Raw genomic sequence first — 18,843 nt, 5'->3', positions numbered from 1 at the left:
TGTTGTGCCGTGGTCAGAAAGCCAGTGGCTGCGTGAGCTGCACGGCGGCGTTTTCCAGCCGCAGCAGAAACGCCTTGCGCGGCTGCCCACCACCATAGCCGGTCAGCGAGCCATCCGCACCGATCACCCGATGGCACGGCACCACGATCGCCAGGCGATTGTGCCCGTTGGCCAGCCCCACCGCACGACTGGCGCCGGGTTTGCCCAGGCGTGCGGCGACACTGCCGTAGGTGCTGGTGCGGCCATAAGGGATGTTCAGCAGTTCGCGCCAGACTTGCCGCGCGAACTCGCTGCCGGGCAGGTGCAAGGGTACGCTGAACACGCTGCGCGTACCGGCAAAATATTCGTTCAGTTGCTGCTCGATCTGCTGCAGATGGGCGTTGTGCCCAGGTGCGACCACGTAGCCGTGGCGGGTCTGCAGCTCATCGATCTCGCGGGTCAGTGCCGGGCGATCGAGAAACTCCAGCAATACCAGCCCGCGATGTTCGGCCATGGCGATCATCGGCCCCAACGGCGTGGTCAGACGGGTGAACAGTAGCGGTTCACTGTTGGCCGCCCGGCCCGGGGTGATGTGGAACGACTTCTGGAACGCATCGCGAAAACCGCTGAGCGATTCGTAGCCGGAATCAAACGCCGCATGGTCAATCGACGTACCTTGGCGGATTCCGCCCAGCGCCATGCCCAGCCGGCGGGTGCGCAGCCAGGCGTGGAAAGTCATGCCGAAATGCTGCTTGAACCAGCGCCGCAGCTTCAGCGGCTCGATGCCTGCGGCCAGCAACTGAGCGTCGCTCCAACGCAGCTCCGGGTCCGCATCGACGGCGGTCAGCAGGCGCTTCACCCATTCGGGGGCAATCGCGGCGGCGTCCAGCGGTTTGCAGCGCAGGCAAGCGCGATAGCCGGCCGTCAGGCATTCATCGGCATGGGCGAAGAATTCGACGTTTTCCGGTTTCGGCTTGCGCGCCGTGCAACTGGGGCGGCAGAAGATCCCGGTGGTTTTCACGGCCGTGAAAAACACCCCCTCATAGGCGGTGTCGCGTTCGAGCATGGCGCGAACCATCTCGGCGTGGGGCGGCAGGATTGCGGTTTGTATGTTCATGGCCAAAGCTTAAATCCAGGATTTCGATGGCTCCACCGAAAAATCGACAATGAATTTTTTTGATTCTGCACCACAATCAGCGGGTCGCCGATTTGAGGAAGCAACCCCATGCAACCGTTCATCATCCAACGTATCGACCACATCGTCCTGCGCGTCGCGGAGCTGCAGCGCAGTATCGATTTTTACGGCCAGGTATTCGGTGCCGAAGTGGTCAGGCACAACGAGAAACTGGGGCTGGTGCACCTGCGTGCCGGCAGTTCGATGATCGATCTTGTCGACTTGCAGGGTGAGTTGGGGCGCAAGGGCGGCGGGGCGGCCGGTGCCGAGCGGCGCAACGTCGATCACTTCTGCCTGCGCATCGAACCGTTCGATGAACCGGCGCTGACCAAACACTTGCAGGCGCACGGCCTGAGCGTCGAAAAAGCCGCCAGACGTTTTGGCGCCGAGGGCTATGGTCTGTCGCTGTACTGCTTCGACCCGGACGGCAATCAGGTCGAACTCAAAGGCCCGTCCGAGGCTTAAGCCCGTTTCGCCATCAGCAGCACCGAAGCCGCCGCCGACAGCAGTCCCGCGCAGCAACGGTTGAAGATGCGTTTGCCGCGCGGTTCGGCGAACCAGCGGCGCATGTGCAGGCCCATCCAGGCGTAGGCGCCGATGGCGATCCATTCCAGCAGCAGGAACAGCGCGCCGAGCACGGCGAATTGCGCCGGCACCGGACGGCTCGGGTCGACGAATTGCGGCAGAAACGCGGTGAACAGCAGGATCGCTTTCGGATTACCCGCCGCCACCAGAAACTCCTGGCGCGCCAGGCGGAAAAAGCCAACCGAGGTGCCTGTTACCTGCTGCTCGGCATCGGGATTGGCCCGCCACAGTTGCCATGCCAGGTACAACAAATACGCCGCGCCGATGATCTTGATCGCATGGAACAGCCATTCCGAGGTCCGCAGCACCACCGACAGTCCCGCGCCAGCGAGGGCGATCATCCCGGCGAACGCCAGAATCCGCCCGATACCGGCCGCGCAGGCACGTCGATAACCATAACGGGTGGCATTGCTCACCGACAGCAGGTTGTTCGGGCCGGGGGCCATGTTCAGGGCGAAACAGGCCGGGAGAAACAGTGTGAGCGTGGCGAGGTCCATGGTGGCACTCCAGAAACGTGGATGCGCATTTTTATCACAGCCCCCGGGCGTAGCGCCCCGTACAGTCAAGCGACGCTGTCGCGGTACAGCGTCGATGCTCGTTGATCAACCCGGTCGAACTTTACGCTGCCACGGCCACTCAGAAAGACTCGAAGGGGGTGGCTGCGGCAGAAAAAAATTGCCTGCCCAGTCAGCATGGGCGGAGGCCGTGATAACTTCGCCCTCTGCCATACCAACCCTGCAAGGCCCCAGGCGGCCCCACCAAGAGCGAAACACATGCAATCAAAGGCTCGTGATGTTTATGTGCCACCAGTGCTGCAAGATCTGCGGGCCGGCACTGCCGAACTGCACATCGCACTGGAAAAACGCCTTCCTTTTTTCTCCGATCAGCTCGATGCGAACGCCTTCCACCGGTTGATGCAGGCCTATTACGGGTTTTACCAGCCACTGGAAACCGCCTTGCTCGACAGCGCCTGCATTCCCGCCGATTTCGATTTCGCCCCGCGACTCAAGACCCCAACCCTGCAACGCGATCTGCACAACATGGGCGAGTCGACCCAGGGGCTGGAACGCTTGCCGATCTGTCGCCAATTGCCGGTCATCGATTCCGGTGCGGCGTGCCTGGGCGTGTTGTACGTGCTCGAAGGCGCGACGCTGGGCGGGCAGATCCTGCGCCGCGAAATCGCCACGCGCCTGGGTCTGGACGCCGACAACGGTGCAGCCTTTCTCGACGTTTACGGCGCCGCCACCGGCCGCCGCTGGCGCGATTTCATTGAATACCTGGGCGCGTGCCCGATGGACGTCGACGAGCGCGCGGCTGTTGTCGCCGCGGCTCAAACCACATTCAGCTGTTTCGAGCGCTGGCTCGAAAGCCGGGAGGTACTGGCATGACCCCGCAAGACCAAGAAGCCTTTGAAGAACTGCTGGCCAACTGCGCCGACGAACCGATCCGCTTTCCCGGCGCGATCCAGCCCCATGGCCTGTTGCTGACCCTGAGCGAGCCTGCTCTGGAAATCATTCAGATCAGCGCCAACGTCGAGTCCTTGCTGGCGCGCCCGGCAGAACAACTGATCGGCCAGCCGCTGCACAGTCTGCTCGGTGACGTGCATGCCGCTGCCGTGCGCGCAGCCATGCAGCAAGCGTCATTCTCCGACGCGGGACCGCTGCATTTTCACCTCAACGGCACCGCGTTCGAAGGCCTGCTGCACCGCCATCAGGGCGTGTTGATTCTGGAACTGGAAATCCACGTCGAGAACTTCCAGCCGCGTAACGTCGCCGGCAACCAGACCCACCTGGGGCGCATGCTCCAGCGTCTGCAAGCGGCGACCACGTTGCAGGCGCTGTACGACATCAGCGTCAAGGAAATCCAGGCGATGACCGGTTACGACCGGGTGCTGATCTACCGATTCGAAGAGGAGGGGCACGGCCAGGTGATTGCCGAGGCGTCCGACCCGTCGATGGAAGTGTTCAATGGTCTGTTCTTCCCGGCCTCTGACATCCCCGAGCAGGCGCGTGAGCTGTATCGCACCAACTGGCTGCGGATCATCCCCAACGCCGATTACCAGCCGGTGCCGCTGGTGCCCAAGCTGCGTCCTGACACCCAGACCGCGCTGGACCTGAGTTTCGCCACGCTGCGCAGCGTCTCGCCGATCCACTGTCAGTACATGAAGAACATGGGCGTGCTGTCGTCGATGAGCATTTCCCTGCTCAAGGGCGACAAATTGTGGGGTCTGATCAGTTGCGGTAACCGCCAGCCGCTGCACGTGCCGCATGAGCTGCGCAGCGCCTGTCAGACCATCGGCCAGGTATTGTCGCTGCAGATCAGCGCCATGGAAGCGCTGGAAATCAGCCGTCAGCGTGAAGAAAAGGTTGAGGCGCTGGCGCTGCTCAATCAGGCAATGATCGATTCGCCGCAAAACGTTTTCGACGGTCTGGCGCAGCAGCCGCAAGTGCTGATGGCGCTGGCCGGGGCGGGAGGTATCGCGATCATCGAAGACAAGCAGTTGCACCGTTACGGCAACTGCCCGGAGCCGGATGACATCCGCGCCTTGCACCGCTGGTTGCAGGACAGCGGCGAGGCGGTGTTCGCCAGTCATCACCTGGCCAGTGTGTACCCGCCCGCCGCGCAGTTTCAGCAAGTGGCCAGCGGCGTCCTTGCGATGAGCCTGCCCAAACCGGTGGACAACGGTGTGCTGTGGTTCCGCCCGGAAGTGAAAGAGAACATCAATTGGAGCGGCGATCCGCGCAAACCGCTGGATCTGGAAAACTCCGACGCCGGCCTGCGGCTGCGCCCGCGCACGTCATTCGAAATCTGGAAAGTCGAGATGGCCGGAATCTCCACCAAATGGAGCCACGGTGACCGGTTTGCCGCCAATGACCTGCGCCGCTCGGCCCTGGAAAACGATCTGGCCCGGCAAGTGCGCCGCGAGCAGGAGGCGGTGCGAGCACGGGACGAGCTGGTGGCGGTGGTCTCCCACGACCTGCGCAACCCGATGACGGTGATTTCGATGCTCTGCGGCATGATGCAGAAAGCCTTCAGCTCCGACGGCCCGCATACCTCACGGCGGATTTCCACAGCCATCGACACCATGCAGCAAGCGGCCGGGCGCATGAACACGCTGCTCGAAGACCTGCTCGATACCTCGAAAATCGACGCCGGGCGCTACAGCATCGCACCGCAGACTCTGGATGTCGGGCAGATGTTCGAGGAGACCCAGGCGCTGCTCGGGCCGCTGGCGCTGGACAAGGACATCAGCATCTCGTTTGAAGCCGACGCCGATCTGAAAATCCATGCCGATCCGGAGCGTCTGTTTCAGGTGCTGTCGAACCTGATCGGCAACGCGATCAAGTTCACGCCACACAGGGGCTCGGTGGGCGTGCTGGCGAAGTCGGTGGGTCACGAAATCGTGTTCACCGTGCGTGATACCGGCGAAGGCATTCCCAAGGAAAACCTGGCGCATGTGTTTGACCGCTACTGGACGGTGAAGGAGGGCAATCCGACCGGAACCGGGCTGGGTTTGTACATCACTCAGGGCATCGTTGAAGCCCATGGCGGGCGGATCGAGGCCAGCAGCGAGCCGGGAAAGGGCACCGAGTTTCGGTTCACCGTGCCGGTGAGTGTTGAAAACCGATGAATAGTCCGTGCCCCGGCGAACGGGGCACGGACCCGGGGTCAACCCAGGTCACTCAACAATATGAATACGTGTTTCGGCATCGGTGTAAATCGGTGGTTGCGTAGCTGGCTGATCGCGTACACCGCGCTGGCGGTGCGGCCATTGCCATCGCCGAAGCCCTGAAAACCTGCAATGGCTGCCAGCAAGTGCTTGTCGAAGTGATCATGGGCGGCATCCAGTTGCTTCAGATGTTGCTCCAACAAGGCATAACCACTGACGCTGCTGCCATATTTTGAGGGCGCCCCGGCCTCACGCACAGTCCCTGCCAGTTGAGGAACCAGTCGGCTGTGGATCTCTTTGACCACGGCCGCGTCGGTCAGGGATTTGTTGTTGCCCGTGTATTCACGCAAGATCGCAACGATGTGTTCCAGTTCGTTATCGGAGGTCGAGCCCTTGACCATCCAGGCTCCGGCCCTCTGTGCATGGTCGGTGAAACCCCGGGGGTTGAAAGCAGACTCCGGCATTACGTCGGTGTAGGGCGGCTTGCCCAGATCCAGCTTCAAGACGCTTTGCTGATGACTCTTGAGGTAGTTGATTTTCTTTGTTTCGAGCTCGGCCAGGAAGCCAAGTGTGTCGGAATAGTCACCCGCGTTTGTAGTGAACTTGGTGCCGTTGAACTGAGGGCCTTTGCTTTTTGTGAAGGTGATCAGTACGTCGTTCGCTGCGGCATGGCCGATCAATGACTCCAGGTCTCGGAAACCTTTCGAGGACTGAGTCGCTTCTCTCGTCGCATTGTTGAACAGATGCTGCAGTTCTGCCGAGGACGTGCCTTTGGGGACGGAAACCGCCTCGCCACTCAGTCGTGCGACGATGTGTTCGACCGTTTCCAGCGCATCATCGTTGAACAGCGCCCGGGCGTGAGCCACTGTCGGCAGCGTCATGCGAATATCGGCGGCGACGCCAGTCTTGTTCAGCGCCCTGACCAGGTCATACGAGCCACTGGTTGTTGCGGTCAACGCACGCAGTTGGCCTGCACCAGCCTTGGTCACGGAATGGCCGAAGTGACTCAGTTTCATCGCTCCTTTGCCAACCAGTTTGGCTCCTCCGTAGGCCAGTGTTGGCACGCCATCAAGCGGATTGAACGCCGATAACAAAAATCGTGAGCCGACCTTGCTCAGATTCAGCAGCTTTGAGCTGCTGGCCAGCGCTTTACTGAAGGGGCCGACCGCTCCGGCAAAGACAAAGAGGATGGCGGTAAGGTCCATGACACAGCTGAATACAGTCTCGCTGTGACGCTCTCGGTCTCCCGAAACGATGCCTTCGATGCACTGTTTGAACGGAATGATGACATTAAGAATGGTATCCACGATGTTGTCGTTTTGATCGAGCCTCTCTTGGAGTTTGGTTTTGTCGTAGCCCGTGGCATAAAACTGATCGTAAGTGGTGGGTGGATTATGCTCGGCAACCTTCTCTCCAATCATGTTGAAACGTTCGGAGTGGAAACTTTGCAGCGGGCTGCGAAGGTACGGAGGTCTATCAGGCAGGCTTTCAAGTTCAGCAAAGCGCTCGAGCAAGACCCCCGTTGTTTTATATTCTTCTTCATCCCTTTGCTCGCTTCCTTTGAAATACTCGTCCATATCGACAACGGCGTTATTCAGAAAGGTCAAAGACTTGAAAGGGTCGTCATCACCATTAGGGCCGACGGTGTACCACCCACCAATATCGAGAGTCCGGCCTTGCGTGTAGGCTTTAGCCAGTTCTGGATTGCGGCGGCATATGCCCTGTAACGGGAATAATTCATAACCGCTTATTTGCGTGCCGAGTCGGCATAGAATCACCACGCCAAAACTTCCTGTATTGGCGGCATCGCGCGGTGGATTGTTGCTTCCTAATCCTGCGCGCGGCGTTGTATTGCGCACATGATAAATAGCCAGCTCACCGTGCTCGATCGCCAATCGGTCTCGCAGGGGAAGGCGCGACAACGCCAGCCGTGAAACCGTAGCGATTGCAGATTTATATTTCTCGAAGTGCTCTTTTACCTTGGTTGTATAGAGGGTGTCGATCGGCTCCAGCGCTAACAGGCTTGGGGATCTTTTGTAGATGCTCTTGCCCGTTCTGGTGTCGTATTCCTGTCGACGTAATAAATCACGCGTCATGTAGATATCCAGCACGGAATGGTACTGGCTTTTGTAACGGCGATCGCGAGGCAACTCTACTTGCGTCAGCGGTGGGCAGCTAGTTTCATTCAGTACATCAATTGCCCACTTCCGCCGACTGACGGGTGGGGTGGCGATCACGTCGAGCGCTGTTGTTACGGCCTCTATGTGTGCGTTGTAGTGAATGGCGGCCTGCTTGATGATTTCCTGTGTCGGAAGTACATCGGCGTTGACCGGGTTGACTTCATTAAGGGTCGCCCAGTCCCTGATTGCGTGCAGGTTTGCCCAGTCGTGCAGCATCTCTTGTTGAGTGCTGACTGGCGTAATTGCCCCAAGCTCAAGCAGTTTTTCATAGGACATCTGACGGGAAAGTCCGGGGGCAACGCTCTCGGCCAGCAATACTGATTTGCGCAACATCACCCAGCCGGGTGTGCCAAGCTGCAGTGCCGCCGGAGCCCTGACCAGACACTCCGGTGCGAGCCCGGCAAGAATCAGCTGGGTTGCCAGCGGTACGGCAGGCTCATTGACTCCGTGCCTGGTGAGCAACTGTTGCAGGGCCTTGCGGATCTCATAGGCGTTGGCGTGAACATGGCTCGATGTGTAGATGTTATGCGCGATAAAACTCTGGTTTTTGTCGGCGCGGCCCAATGAAAAGTCCAGCATCAATGCGGCAATCAAAAGACGGCTGCGTTGTTCTGTACTGATGGGCGATGCGCTGGCTGGTAGCGGCAGGTCCAATGCATCAAGGCAGGATTGCGCGAATGCCTTGGCTTCGTCTGTCTCGATCAACAGCGTCCAGCTTTGTTCCGGATATTCACGCAGAAACGTCGCCGTCTCTTTTTTAAGTAACGCGTTGGTCAAGTAGTTGATCAGCGGCTCTCGGCGTGTATCACCGCGTTGCAGCAGCTTGTAGATGGTTTGATAGATCTGCGAATGGTCATCGTCGTCGATAACGAGCTTCGTTTCGCCGGTTTCACCACAGACGCCCCAGTAGTTACCGTGTGTCGGCGCAGAGGGTAATGTCAGCTCGAGCAGTGCGATCAGGTTGTGCGCTTCGTCGATCGTCTTCGGCATACTCAATTGCTGGAACTGTAACCAGTTGAGCAGTGGCACGCGGTTGCTGGAAGAAACGATTGCGCCGGTCAGAAACGCATTTTTTGCCACCAGTTCGGCATCGGTCTTGAGCGAAGCGTCGGCGCGGACCTGTTCTGTAATGTTGATGAATTCGAGAAAAATGCCGCCCCGCTTTTCAACTTCATAAACCTGAAAGATCAACCCTTCTTCGCTGATCAGAGTCCAATTGTCGCTGGTCAAGTTTAAGGCTCTGACAATGGCAGTGAACGGCGGTTGTCGGACTAACTGACGCAGCACAATATGCGCCGAAAGCTGAGAGGCGTAGAACTGGCTTTCTTCGGTAATCGATACGACCAGTTGTTTTAGATCAATAAGATTGGTGGGGTAGCGATAAGGGTCAGATGCTTTAAGTTTCTTCAGCGCGTCCAGTGTGGTTCTGATTGTTTCGGCTGCTGCGCGGCGCTCTAGTTGATGTGCGGATAAGGGTGCGCCGGGAAAAAGATTTGCGGGGATTTTCATTGCCGAAGTCCGTCCGTGGTTTAGAGAGTTCTATTTGAATCCGGTAGAAGTTGATGTCCGGGTGGGAACTATATCCATCTCTATGTTCTTTTGACTTGCGTGATTGGTTTCAGGCTGTGTTTGAGTGGGTTGTTTTAATCGTTATTGAGTCGGGACGTTTTCAGGTGCGCGGGCCGGATGCGCAATAGTGGAGGCGAAGGAGATTGTGTCAGGGTAATTTTGTGCAATATCGCAGGCGCGCTACTCGCTACCGTGGTCATCTTGTTCCTCGTTTTGAAGCAGGTGTGCGATGAGTCTGATTGTTTCAATGGCCGCATTTGCCCTGGTGGCGTCCATCACTCCGGGGCCGGTCAATATCGTCGCGCTGAGTTCCGGTGCGCGGTTCGGCTTCCGGGCCAGTCAACGGCATGTGGCCGGGGCGACGTTGGGCTTTGTGCTATTGCTGGTACTGATGGGCCTTGGGCTGCATGAAGTCCTGACACTGTGGCCGTCACTGGCCCGTGTGGTGCAACTGGCCGGGGTCGCGTTTCTGTTGTTCATGGCCTGGAAACTGGCGATTGATGATGGACAGTTGAGTACCGGGGAAGTGGGATGTGCACCGACGATGCTCTATGGCGCCGTGATGCAATGGCTCAACCCCAAAGCCTGGCTGGCCTGCGTGGCGGGGATGGGCGCATTTGTGGCCGATGGCGAGGCGCGACTGGTCTGGCAGTTTGCGGCGGTGTATCTGGTGATCTGCTATCTGTCGGTGGGTTGCTGGGTGTATGCCGGGACGTTTTTGCGCGGGTATCTGGGCAATCCGACGGGGATGCGTCTGTTCAATCGGCTCATGGCGTTGCTGCTGGCGGTGAGTGCAGGGTATCTGCTGCTGCCTTGAATCCTGGGTATTCGGCGTATCTGCTTTGCAGCATGGCCACCCACTCTGCGGCGAATCGGTGACAATCACCGGGCCAGCGAGCCGTGAGCAGTTGGCCGTCGCGCACCACAAACCCGGTTTGCGGCGCTTGTGCACTATCGCGCTTGGCGATGAGCGGGCCACGTACAAAATCGGCCTTGTGCGACAGCGCCGCGGTGACCTCTGCCTCGACGGTCTGCTTGTAAGTGCGGTAGTAGCGCCCGAGCCAGACTGCCGTCATCAGCCAGGCCGGAAGCTCCATGGTCGAGCCCAGCAATGCCGTGACTTTGCGCCCGAACAGTATCGAACGTCCGGTGTCGGGGTCGAGGGTGCGGGCCAGCAACAGCACGCCATGACACACCGCCGCCACGGGTTTTTGTGCGTTGAAAAACTGCAGGGCGATGTCTCGTGCCTGCGCCGATTCCAGCAGGCTGCGCATGCCTTTGGCATGACCACCGGGGATCAGCAAACCGTCGAACTGCGTCGAGTCGACATCAGCGTACGCCAGGGGCTGAAGGAACGACGGGCTGTCGATCATCTGCGCGTAACTGTGCAGATCGGCCTTGCGTGTCATCAGCATGGGGTTCAGTGGCCCGAACCCGGTGCTCACCAGCCGTGGGTCGGCGTAGGCAGCCAGGCCTTGCGGCGTGGCAAAGCGTGCCTCGATGCCCGCGTCGCGCAGCGCCTGCCACGGCACGCTGCTTTCAGTCGGGTCGTAATCGGCGGACGGTAAAAGAATCAGGATCATCCAGGGCAAACTCCCAGGCCAGGGCGGGTGGTTGATCTGCAGCGTAGCCGGTTTTGGCTGTCAGCCGCGATATTGACCCGGAGTGGCGGCCAGGTGCTGTTTGAATGCCCGCTGAAAATGCGCCTGATCGGCGAACCCCGCTTCAAGCGCCACATCGGCGATCAATTGCCCGTTGCGCAGGCGTTCGCGGGCGAACTGGATGCGTTGGTTGACCAAAAAGGCATGCGGGGTCATGCCGTAATGCAGCTTGAACGCGCGGATCAGGTAGGACGGCGACAACTGCGCCGCCGTGCAGATGTCGTCCAGGCTCAGCAGGGCAGTGCAGCGTTCGCGGATGAAGTCGGCGGCGCGTTCGAGCTTGAAATTCGGCTCGCGCAACGGTCGTTCCGCCGGGTTCAGGTGCCCTTGCAGATCGCTGAAAAACTCGACCGCTGCGCTCTGTTTGCGCAGCGCATCCTGCTGCTCATCGACCAGCGTGTCGTAAAGCCCTTGCAGGTCCCGGAACAGTCGCGGGTCATTCAAGTGGGTGGTGGAGAATCGGCGAAACGCGAGTTCGGCACTGAATCCCAGTTGATGCTGCAAATCCGTCAGCCAAGGCGTCTCCACATACAGCATCAGGTACGACCACGGCTGGTCATCGATCGGGTTGCAGGCATGCACGTCACCCGGATTCATCAGCACCACGGTGCCGGCCGCGACCTCGAACTGCGCGTGTTCATGCACATAAATGCTACGCCCGGCGGTGATTGCGCCAATCGAGAAATGCGCATGGGAATGCCGGGCGTAGCAGACCTCACGGCCATCAGCGATGGCCCGCGCTTCGATAAACGGCAGGGCGTCATCGCGCCAGAAGCGCGGGGCTTTTTCAGGGTTCTTGGCGGCAGCGTGTTTCATCGTTATTGTTCCCGGCAAGCCAGTCCCGGAGTGTATTAGTTCTGGCCGGCAAAGGCCCGCTCCAGTTCGGCGATGTCGAGTTTTTTCATTTTGAACATGGCCTGCATCGCCCGCTGTGACTTGCTGGTGTCGGCGTCTAGCATCATGTGCATGAACGCCACCGGCACGATCTGCCACGATACCCCGAACTTGTCCTTGAGCCAGCCGCATTGCTGGGCCTCGACCGGGCCGCCGGCAGACAGGTTGCCCCAGAAGTGGTCGACTTCTTCCTGATTCTGGCAATTGACCTGAAACGAGATCGCCTCGCTGAACTTGAACATCGGCCCGCCATTGAGGCCAGTGAAGCTCTGGCCGTCGAGCTCGAAACTGACGGTCATCACCGCGCCCTCCGGTTTACCGTGAAATTCCTGACCGACCTTGCTGTAGTGGGTCAGGCCGGTGATTTTCGAGTGATCGAAGATCGAGCAGTAGAACTTCGCCGCCGCTTCGGCCTGATCGTTGAACCACAGGCACGGCGTGATTTTTTGAAAGCGTTGCATGGCAGTCATCCTCGGCAGGTTAGACACGCAGGATTAACAGCGTAGTCAGTCCTTGGTCGACTGGCGGTGCCGTAGATCGACAATTCGAACAATTGAAGTCAAACCCCTTGTAGAGGAGTGAGCCTGCTCGCGATGGCGTCGGCACAGCCTGCATGGGCGTCGCCTGACCCAGCGCCATCGCGAGCAGGCTCACTCCTACAAAGGGCTCGAGCTGCCGAGTCAGCGCGATTCGGCGATCATCAGCAACGACTGCGGCACCGCGCTTTGCGGATGCTGCGGTTCCTGCAGGCCTATCAGCCTGAATCCCGCGATGTCCAGGGCATTCAGCCAACTCGACAGCGTGCGGAAGTACCACGGCATCGGCTGCCACTGGCCCTTGAACCCGGTGAAGGATTCTTCACGCCAGCCGTCCTGATAGTCGCCTGCTGCAACCGTCCACGGGTGCAGCGTCTGGATGATCAAGGCGCCGCCGGGGACGAGTAATGCATTCATCGCCGTGAGCAGCGCAATGATGTCCTGATGCAGCAGCGAGAAGTTCGCGCAGATCAGCTCGAAATCGCGGCCGACATCGACCTTGGCGTCAACCAGCTCTTCGTAACTGGCGACCTGTACCTTGGCCGACCCTGCCGCGCGTGCCGCCTCGACCAGCGTCGTATCGCCATCCACTCCTGTCGCATCAATGCCCCGATCGGCCAGCGTCCGTAACAACCAGCCTTCGCCGCAACCCAAGTCGAGCACACGTTCCGGCTGACGGCCCATGATTGCCAGCAGGATCGCCTGATCGGTGACCTGCCGGCGGCTTTCGATGGCACCGCTGCGGATCACCTCGATCCAGGCGTCAGCGTTGATGTGCCAGCTCTGCAGAAGGGTGGCTTCGGGGGAGGGCATGTCAGTGTCCGAAATGTGGGGATGAGGAATGCAGTATGGACTGCGCAAAGCAGCGCGCGGGGTGGGGGACGGATTTTGCCGCAATGATTCATGTAATTTAAACGCGTGCGCAGTGTTGCGTTCAGACACTGAAGACATAAGCAATCAGAGGAGGTGCGACATGGATCAATTCATCGGCGGTTGCCTGTGCGGCAATGTACGTTTCGAGGCAACCGGGCAACCTTACCGCGTCGGCCTCTGTCACTGCCTCGATTGCCGTAAACATCACGGCGCGCTGTTTCATGCGTCGGCGATATTCCCCGAAAGTGCGGTGACCGTCAGCGGCAACACCGGGGAATATCAAGGGCGAGTATTCTGCCCGCGCTGTGGGTCACCCGTGCTGGGGCGTTCGGGTGATGAAGTTGAGGTGAATGTCGGCTCGTTTGATGAGCCGAACCAGTTCAAACCCACTTATGAACTCTGGACTGTCCGTCGCGAGGCGTGGCTACCGGTGCTGCCGCTGGCTCACCACTACGAACGTGACCGTGAAAGCACGGGCCGAACAGAAGAATAATGGCAGCCCAAAACCAGCCTTCGCGAGCAAGCCCGCTCCCACAGGGTTTTGTGTGGCTTGGATATTTGTGTGTGCACCGCATGTAGGAGTGAGCCTGCTCGCGAAAGCGCTGGTTCAGTCAGCCCAGTATCAACTGACAAATTGCCTTCGCCAGCAGGCTGGCTCCCACAGGGTTTTGTGTGGGGTGGATATTTGTGTGTACGCCGCAGACAAATGTGGGAGTGAGCCTGCTCGCGAAAGCGGTGGTTCAGTCAGCCCAGTATCAACTGACAAATTGCCTTCGCCAGCAAGCCCGGCCCCACAGGGTTATTTGTGTGTACGCCGCAGACAAATGTGGGAGCGAGCCTGCTCGCGAAAGCGGTGGTTCAGTCAGCTCAGTATCAACTGACAAGTTGCCTTCGCGAGCAAGCCCGCTGCCACAGGTTTTGATGGTCTGTCAGGGACTCGTCGGTGGTTTCGCCAGCGCAATGCCGGCATCGCCCAACCGCTTGAGAATCTCGAACAGCAGATCACTCTTGGTCCCGCCGACGATCCGCGGGCTGCCGACGTAGCCCGTCACCGTCAGGGTAATGCCCTCTGGCGACAGTTTGCTGAAGCGCACGTAGGAGGCCGGTTTGTCGAGGATGTTCTCGTTTTCCCGGTAGGTGTTCAGCAACAGTTCCTTGACCTGCTCAGGGTCGATGTCCAGCGGGAACATCAGCTCCAGGCTCGCTACCCCTTGGGCACTGCCGCCGAGGGTGACGTTGCGCAGGTTCTGCGAGATCAGTTGAGAGTTAGGCACGATGACGATGGAGCGGTCGCTGAGCTGGATCTCCGTAGCCCGCACATTGATCCGGCGGATGTCGCCCTCGACGCCGCTGATGCTGATCAGGTCGCCGACCTTCACCGGGCGCTCGGTGAGCAGGATCAGCCCGGACACGAAGTTCTTGACGATCTCCTGCAGGCCGAAGCCGATCCCCACCGACAGCGCGCTGACGATCCACGCGAGGTTGGTCCAGCGCACACCCAGTGACGACAGGGTCAGCAGGATGACCGCGGCATAACCGATGTTGGAAAACAGCGTGCTGAGCGACGCGCACATGCCCGGGTCCATGTCGGTCTTGGGCAGGAACTCGTGGTCGAGCCAGCGGCGCAGGGCGCGGATCAGGTAGATGCCGATCAGCAACGCCAGCACCGCATTGATCAGATGGCCGGGCACGATGTTTAGCTTGCGCAATCCGGCGCCGCCGAGGATGCCCATGATGTTGGTGGTCAGTTGGCCGAGCGTGGTGCCGATGCCGCCGACGAACAGCGTGATCACCGCCAGCAACAACAACCCGGCACGGCTGACGCCGGACAGCACGATCGAGATCTGCTCCAGGCGCCGGTCGCCCAAGCCCAGGGTCTGCTTGATCGCCTTGCCCGCCGAATAGCGCGGCGAGAACAGGTATTCGCAGGCGTCCTTGACCACCTGGATCAGCAGATAGAACCCCGACAGCACGATATAGGCCCACACCAGTTCATAGGTGATGAACCGTGCCAGCGACACATAGCCGGTGAGCAGGGCCAGCGCCGACACGCACATCGACACCGTGGCAATGCTGTAGATCACCCCGGCAAACGTGCTGCCCGCTGCCGGGTCATTGGCGGTAATCAACGCCTTGCGAACCTTGCCAGTGCGCAACAGCATCGGCACCAGAACCGCGATCACTACAATCGCGATCACCCCGCGCTGGGCGATCACGATCTGACTGCTCATGCCGGTGGCGTTGCTCACTTGCACCAGCGTCACCAGCACCAACAGGGTCGCGGCGAGAATCCGCGGGAAGGGCTTCAGTGTCAGCGCGACGGCATCGGCAATTGCCGGCAGACGCCAGGAGGGATGCTGTGTCGACAGCAGCGCGCGGCTCAGCGCGGTGATCATCACGCAGGCATAAACGGCTTTCTCGAACTCCTCGGAAAAAGTCGAAAGCATCGGCGGCAACGGCTCGTGGCGGGTGCAGGCATAAAACAGCAGGTGCAGGGCAATGGCCGTGGTGCCCACGGTCGCCAGGGCCGAGGCGAACGCCAGTGCGCTACGGCGCAGGCGACCTTCAGGCATGCGGTGGATGCACAGCCAGGTCAGCCCACGCTCGGCAAGGCGGCGTCCGGCAGTCCAGAACACGGCCGCCAACAGCACCAGCACGCAGGTGAAAAAACGCTGTCCGGGCGCCCAGACCATGGCCCAGGCGCTGTTCACCTGATCGATGAAAAAATCCAGCCGTTGCCGGTCGTCCGGTTCCGGCGAAACCAGAGGTGACCAGAAGTCCGGACTCAGGATGCTGTCGGTTCGCAGCGTCAGTTCACTTTCGAGCAGCGTGCGCCGGATGCCGGCGATTTGCGTGATCAGGTCGGCAGCGCTTTGTTTGAGCGTAGCGAGACTCTTGAGCGTGGTATCGACCCTGGTCTTTTGCTCACTGAGTGTCGCCCGTTGCGCGGCGATATCGACTTGTTCAGCGGCGATCTGCGTATCCGGCGCGGCACCGAGCACACCCAGTTGCACCGCCAGTTGCGCCTGCTGTGGCAACAACGACGCGGACAACCGGTCGACATCCAGGATGAACGTCTGCACCCGGTCCTGCGGGCCTTCGAGCTGGTTGTAATTGTTGGCAGCGGAAATCTGCTGCTTCAAGCCGTCGAGGCGCAGTTGCAGAGCTTGCAGATCACTTTGCGAGACTTCCACCAGCGGTACCGTGGTGGTCATCGATGGCGTCAGTATTTCTGCCGCCCACAGCGCCGAACCACCCGGGGCAAGCAGGATCAGCGTCACAAAAAACAATGACTTCAAGGCGTTGCGCATGAGTAGGGCCGGTTCTCGTTGATCACACACGCTATGAGGTTAGGTGATCGAACCGGCAGCCGAGAAAAATTTCAGGCGAGCAGGGCTGGCCGGTACATCAGCCGCGGCCTGTGTGCGTCCGGCTAAGGGGGGCTTTTCGGATTATTGGTCGCCCGCGATGCCTTGCGAAACGGCAGCAACATGCCGACGCGTTGCTGATACTCCAGGTATTGGCGGCCGAAAGCGCTGACCAGATCTTTCTCTTCCAGATGCGCGCCGATCAGGATGTACACGCTACTGGTCAGGGCGAACAGCAGATGCCCGACGCTCATCACCGGCGTCGCCCAGAAGGCAATCAGAAAGCCCAGGTACATCGGGTGCCTGACAACCTTGTAAAGCGATGGCGTGAGGAACTGCGAAGATCGCGGCTGAGCATCCTGAAAGGCCCGAATGGCCTGCTTCAGACCAAACAGTTCGAAGTGGCTGATCAGAAACGTCGCCAGTAACACCAGCCCCCAGCCGAGCCAGAACAGGCCCGAGAGCAGGGCGCCGGTCACTGTCGACGTAACGTCCCAGACCGGTGTGGCGATCGGTCGCCAGGCGTACAACAGCAGCACCAGCACCAGGCTGCTGCATAACACGTAAGTGGCGCGCTCGATCGGGGCGGGGATTACCCGGGCGAGTCTGGCCTTGAAGCCTTTTCTGGCCATGACGCTGTGCTGAACGCCGAACAGGGTGATGAGCAGGATATCGACAACTATCGAAACCACGAGAGCGTGCTGCGGCCCCGAGTCGATGTGCCTGGGCACCAGCAATCTGCCCAGAAAACCGATCAGGTACAGGGTGGTGAGGAGAAACAGCAGATAGCTCGTCAGGCTGTATAGCAGATAGAGCAGGTGAGTGGCCCGGCGAGTTGATCGCTGGGGTGTTGGCGAAGGGGTATTCATGATCCATGCCTCGCGGTCATGGCGTGGACTGCAAACTCGCACCTTGGGGTCGGGATTGAAGAAGGCTGATCCTTCAGTCTGGCAGCGTATGCCCATTGCGGCCGGGTGGCGAGGAGAAATCGGTTGAGGCCCTCAGTCTCAGCTAAGTATCGGGCCGTATCTTTTGTTCAGCGCAAGTTCGACGCTGCTCAGGAGAGGTTACCCGCACATGAATCCCGCTAAAGCCGGATGGCTGAATAAAGTCCCCGAAGTGACACTGGCCTTCTGGGTGATCAAGATTCTATCGACGACCGTAGGGGAAACCGGCGCCGACTTCCTCGCCGTGGATGCGGGGTTCGGCGCTGGCTGGACCAGCATCGGCATGGCGCTGCTGCTCGGTGGCGCGCTGTTCCTGCAAATGCGCAAAAGCGCCTACTCGCCGTGGATCTACTGGTTGACCGTGGTGCTGGTGAGCATCGTCGGCACGCAGATCACCGACATCATGACCGACATGCTCGACATCAGCCTGTACGTCAGCACAGCGGTGTTCTCGGTGCTGTTGGCGTTGAACTTCCTGCTCTGGTTCAGCCTGGAGCACAACCTGTCGATCCGCGAAATCAACACGCCGCGGCGCGAATTTTTCTACTGGTCCACCGTGCTCTGCACCTTCGCCCTGGGCACCGCCGCCGGGGATCTGGCGACCGAAGCGCTGGGGTTGGGATTCACCGTCGGTGCGGTGATTTTTGGTGCGCTGATTGCGGCGACACTGCTGGCCTGGCGTCTGGGGGCCAACGTGGTGCTGACTTTCTGGATCGCCTACATCTTTACTCGCCCGTTCGGTGCTTCCCTTGGTGACCTGCTGACTCAGGCCAAGACTTACGGCGGCCTTGGTATGGGCGCCGCCTGGACCAGCGCAATTTTCCTGACCGTCATCGTGCTGTTGGTGGCGGTCGCGCAAATCAGCCTCGGCAACCGCAAAACCGCCATTCAATAACCTTCAGACACTTATCAAGGAGTCAACATGCGCGCCTTCCTATCGACTTTTCGCCATGTAGCAATCATCTCGTCTCTGGTGCTGCTCGGCAGCCTGACCGGCTGTTCGAAACCCGTCGACAAACCTGCTGCCGGTACCCCCACCAGCTCGATGAGTGCGCCGGCGCAGTCGGGCTCGAAACTGGGCGATCTGAGTGAGTTCCGCAGCATCGCTGCCGACGTCACCGCGCTCGTCGACAAAAATGATTTGCCCGCCGCCAAGACCCGCATCAAGGATCTGGAAACCTCCTGGGATTCCGCCGAAGCCGGCATCAAGCCTCGGGCCGCTGCTGACTGGCATGTGCTGGACAAAGCCATTGACCGCGCACTCGACGCCCTGCGCGCCAGTACGCCGAAGCAGGCTGACTGCAAGTCGGCCATGGACGACTTGCTCAAGGCGTTCGATGCGATGAAAGGCCAGCAGTGAGCCTGCACTGAGCCGGCGGCGGACAAACGCCGGCTCAAGTGCTTCAA

The 18,843-nt window shown here is 59.9% G+C and carries 16 protein-coding genes; 7 read left to right on the top strand and 9 right to left on the bottom strand.

The window, feature by feature from the left end; all coding sequences use genetic code 11:
* Positions 1-13 precede the first annotated feature (13 nt).
* Entirely contained in the window at positions 14-1,096 is a 1,083-nt protein-coding gene (locus tag AC0J41_RS14420; protein ID WP_473012798.1) for a bifunctional transcriptional activator/DNA repair enzyme AdaA, read from the bottom strand.
* 108 nt (positions 1,097-1,204) lie between these two features.
* On the opposite strand from AC0J41_RS14420, the gene AC0J41_RS14415 reads away from it, so the two are divergent.
* Positions 1,205-1,618 (top strand): VOC family protein, encoded by a 414-nt coding sequence (locus AC0J41_RS14415; RefSeq protein ID WP_473012797.1) that lies wholly within the window; start codon positions 1,205-1,207, stop codon positions 1,616-1,618.
* Here AC0J41_RS14415 and AC0J41_RS14410 read toward each other — a convergent pair.
* Positions 1,615-2,235, bottom strand: coding sequence for a LysE family translocator (locus AC0J41_RS14410; protein ID WP_473012796.1), 621 nt, complete (start codon positions 2,233-2,235; stop codon positions 1,615-1,617). The genes AC0J41_RS14415 and AC0J41_RS14410 overlap by 4 nt on opposite strands.
* Before the next feature lie 276 nt (positions 2,236-2,511).
* Between AC0J41_RS14410 and AC0J41_RS14405 the strand changes: the two genes are divergently transcribed.
* Together AC0J41_RS14405 and AC0J41_RS14400 are read left to right on the top strand one after the other, a co-directional pair.
* Positions 2,512-3,126 carry a biliverdin-producing heme oxygenase gene (locus tag AC0J41_RS14405; protein ID WP_473012795.1) on the top strand — a complete coding sequence of 205 codons (615 nt, stop codon included), beginning with the start codon at positions 2,512-2,514 and terminating at the stop codon, positions 3,124-3,126.
* Positions 3,123-5,369, top strand: coding sequence for an ATP-binding protein (locus tag AC0J41_RS14400; protein WP_473012794.1), 2,247 nt, complete (start codon positions 3,123-3,125; stop codon positions 5,367-5,369). Before AC0J41_RS14405 ends, AC0J41_RS14400 begins: the two co-directional genes overlap by 4 nt.
* A 38-nt stretch (positions 5,370-5,407) precedes the next feature.
* Here the strand turns inward: AC0J41_RS14400 and AC0J41_RS14395 are convergent, their stop codons facing one another.
* A complete protein-coding gene (locus AC0J41_RS14395) occupies positions 5,408-9,097 on the bottom strand; it encodes a hypothetical protein (RefSeq protein WP_473012793.1) in 3,690 nt (1,229 codons plus the stop codon).
* A 289-nt stretch (positions 9,098-9,386) separates the two neighbouring features.
* Between AC0J41_RS14395 and AC0J41_RS14390 the strand changes: the two genes are divergently transcribed.
* A complete protein-coding gene (locus tag AC0J41_RS14390) occupies positions 9,387-9,974 on the top strand; it encodes a LysE family translocator (RefSeq protein ID WP_473012792.1) in 588 nt (195 codons plus the stop codon).
* Here the strand turns inward: AC0J41_RS14390 and AC0J41_RS14385 are convergent.
* The 4 genes from AC0J41_RS14385 to AC0J41_RS14370 form a co-directional block, all read right to left on the bottom strand.
* Complete coding sequence (locus tag AC0J41_RS14385) at positions 9,925-10,740, bottom strand: type 1 glutamine amidotransferase domain-containing protein (RefSeq protein ID WP_473012791.1); 816 nt, start codon at positions 10,738-10,740, stop codon at positions 9,925-9,927. The genes AC0J41_RS14390 and AC0J41_RS14385 overlap by 50 nt on opposite strands.
* A gap of 60 nt (positions 10,741-10,800) precedes the next feature.
* Positions 10,801-11,634, bottom strand: coding sequence for a helix-turn-helix transcriptional regulator (locus AC0J41_RS14380; protein ID WP_473012790.1), 834 nt, complete (start codon positions 11,632-11,634; stop codon positions 10,801-10,803).
* Between the two features lie 35 nt (positions 11,635-11,669).
* A complete protein-coding gene (locus AC0J41_RS14375; protein WP_473012789.1) occupies positions 11,670-12,173 on the bottom strand; it encodes a VOC family protein in 504 nt (167 codons plus the stop codon).
* A gap of 219 nt (positions 12,174-12,392) precedes the next feature.
* Positions 12,393-13,061, bottom strand: a complete 669-nt coding sequence (locus AC0J41_RS14370) for a class I SAM-dependent methyltransferase (protein WP_473012788.1) — start codon at positions 13,059-13,061, stop codon at positions 12,393-12,395.
* Positions 13,062-13,221: 160 nt separating this feature from the next.
* Here AC0J41_RS14370 and AC0J41_RS14365 point away from each other — a divergent pair, with 160 nt between their 5' ends.
* Positions 13,222-13,614 carry a GFA family protein gene (locus tag AC0J41_RS14365; RefSeq protein ID WP_473012787.1) on the top strand — a complete coding sequence of 131 codons (393 nt, stop codon included), beginning with the start codon at positions 13,222-13,224 and terminating at the stop codon, positions 13,612-13,614.
* Between the two features lie 436 nt (positions 13,615-14,050).
* On the opposite strand, the gene AC0J41_RS14360 is transcribed toward AC0J41_RS14365, so the two are convergent.
* Positions 14,051-16,432 (bottom strand): DUF3772 domain-containing protein, encoded by a 2,382-nt coding sequence (locus AC0J41_RS14360; RefSeq protein WP_473012786.1) that lies wholly within the window; start codon positions 16,430-16,432, stop codon positions 14,051-14,053.
* Between the two features lie 122 nt (positions 16,433-16,554).
* Positions 16,555-17,358, bottom strand: a complete 804-nt coding sequence (gene mddA / locus AC0J41_RS14355; protein ID WP_473012785.1) for a methanethiol S-methyltransferase — start codon at positions 17,356-17,358, stop codon at positions 16,555-16,557.
* Between the two features lie 208 nt (positions 17,359-17,566).
* On the opposite strand from mddA, the gene AC0J41_RS14350 reads away from it, so the two are divergent.
* Together AC0J41_RS14350 and AC0J41_RS14345 are read left to right on the top strand one after the other, a co-directional pair.
* Entirely contained in the window at positions 17,567-18,331 is a 765-nt protein-coding gene (locus tag AC0J41_RS14350; RefSeq protein WP_473012784.1) for a COG4705 family protein, read from the top strand.
* Between the two features lie 27 nt (positions 18,332-18,358).
* Positions 18,359-18,796 carry a hypothetical protein gene (locus AC0J41_RS14345; protein ID WP_473012783.1) on the top strand — a complete coding sequence of 146 codons (438 nt, stop codon included), beginning with the start codon at positions 18,359-18,361 and terminating at the stop codon, positions 18,794-18,796.
* The last annotated feature ends 47 nt before the right edge of the window (positions 18,797-18,843 follow it).

The organism is Pseudomonas sp. Arb-4-2C, from assembly GCF_055755015.1.
Note: the sequence above shows the minus strand (reverse complement) of the source record. Positions and strands in the feature narration are given on the sequence as shown.

Coding starts and splice junctions, on each gene's coding strand:
- AC0J41_RS14385 (WP_473012791.1), bottom strand. CDS start 10,740: ATGATCCTGATTCTTTTACCGTCCGCCGATTACGACCCGACTGAAAGC.
- AC0J41_RS14375 (WP_473012789.1), bottom strand. CDS start 12,173: ATGCAACGCTTTCAAAAAATCACGCCGTGCCTGTGGTTCAACGATCAG.
- AC0J41_RS14420 (WP_473012798.1), bottom strand. CDS start 1,096: ATGAACATACAAACCGCAATCCTGCCGCCCCACGCCGAGATGGTTCGC.
- AC0J41_RS14365 (WP_473012787.1), top strand. CDS start 13,222: ATGGATCAATTCATCGGCGGTTGCCTGTGCGGCAATGTACGTTTCGAG.
- AC0J41_RS14390 (WP_473012792.1), top strand. CDS start 9,387: ATGAGTCTGATTGTTTCAATGGCCGCATTTGCCCTGGTGGCGTCCATC.
- AC0J41_RS14360 (WP_473012786.1), bottom strand. CDS start 16,432: ATGCGCAACGCCTTGAAGTCATTGTTTTTTGTGACGCTGATCCTGCTT.
- AC0J41_RS14380 (WP_473012790.1), bottom strand. CDS start 11,634: ATGAAACACGCTGCCGCCAAGAACCCTGAAAAAGCCCCGCGCTTCTGG.
- AC0J41_RS14345 (WP_473012783.1), top strand. CDS start 18,359: ATGCGCGCCTTCCTATCGACTTTTCGCCATGTAGCAATCATCTCGTCT.
- AC0J41_RS14370 (WP_473012788.1), bottom strand. CDS start 13,061: ATGCCCTCCCCCGAAGCCACCCTTCTGCAGAGCTGGCACATCAACGCT.
- AC0J41_RS14400 (WP_473012794.1), top strand. CDS start 3,123: ATGACCCCGCAAGACCAAGAAGCCTTTGAAGAACTGCTGGCCAACTGC.
- mddA (WP_473012785.1), bottom strand. CDS start 17,358: ATGAATACCCCTTCGCCAACACCCCAGCGATCAACTCGCCGGGCCACT.
- AC0J41_RS14405 (WP_473012795.1), top strand. CDS start 2,512: ATGCAATCAAAGGCTCGTGATGTTTATGTGCCACCAGTGCTGCAAGAT.
- AC0J41_RS14415 (WP_473012797.1), top strand. CDS start 1,205: ATGCAACCGTTCATCATCCAACGTATCGACCACATCGTCCTGCGCGTC.
- AC0J41_RS14350 (WP_473012784.1), top strand. CDS start 17,567: ATGAATCCCGCTAAAGCCGGATGGCTGAATAAAGTCCCCGAAGTGACA.
- AC0J41_RS14410 (WP_473012796.1), bottom strand. CDS start 2,235: ATGGACCTCGCCACGCTCACACTGTTTCTCCCGGCCTGTTTCGCCCTG.
- AC0J41_RS14395 (WP_473012793.1), bottom strand. CDS start 9,097: ATGAAAATCCCCGCAAATCTTTTTCCCGGCGCACCCTTATCCGCACAT.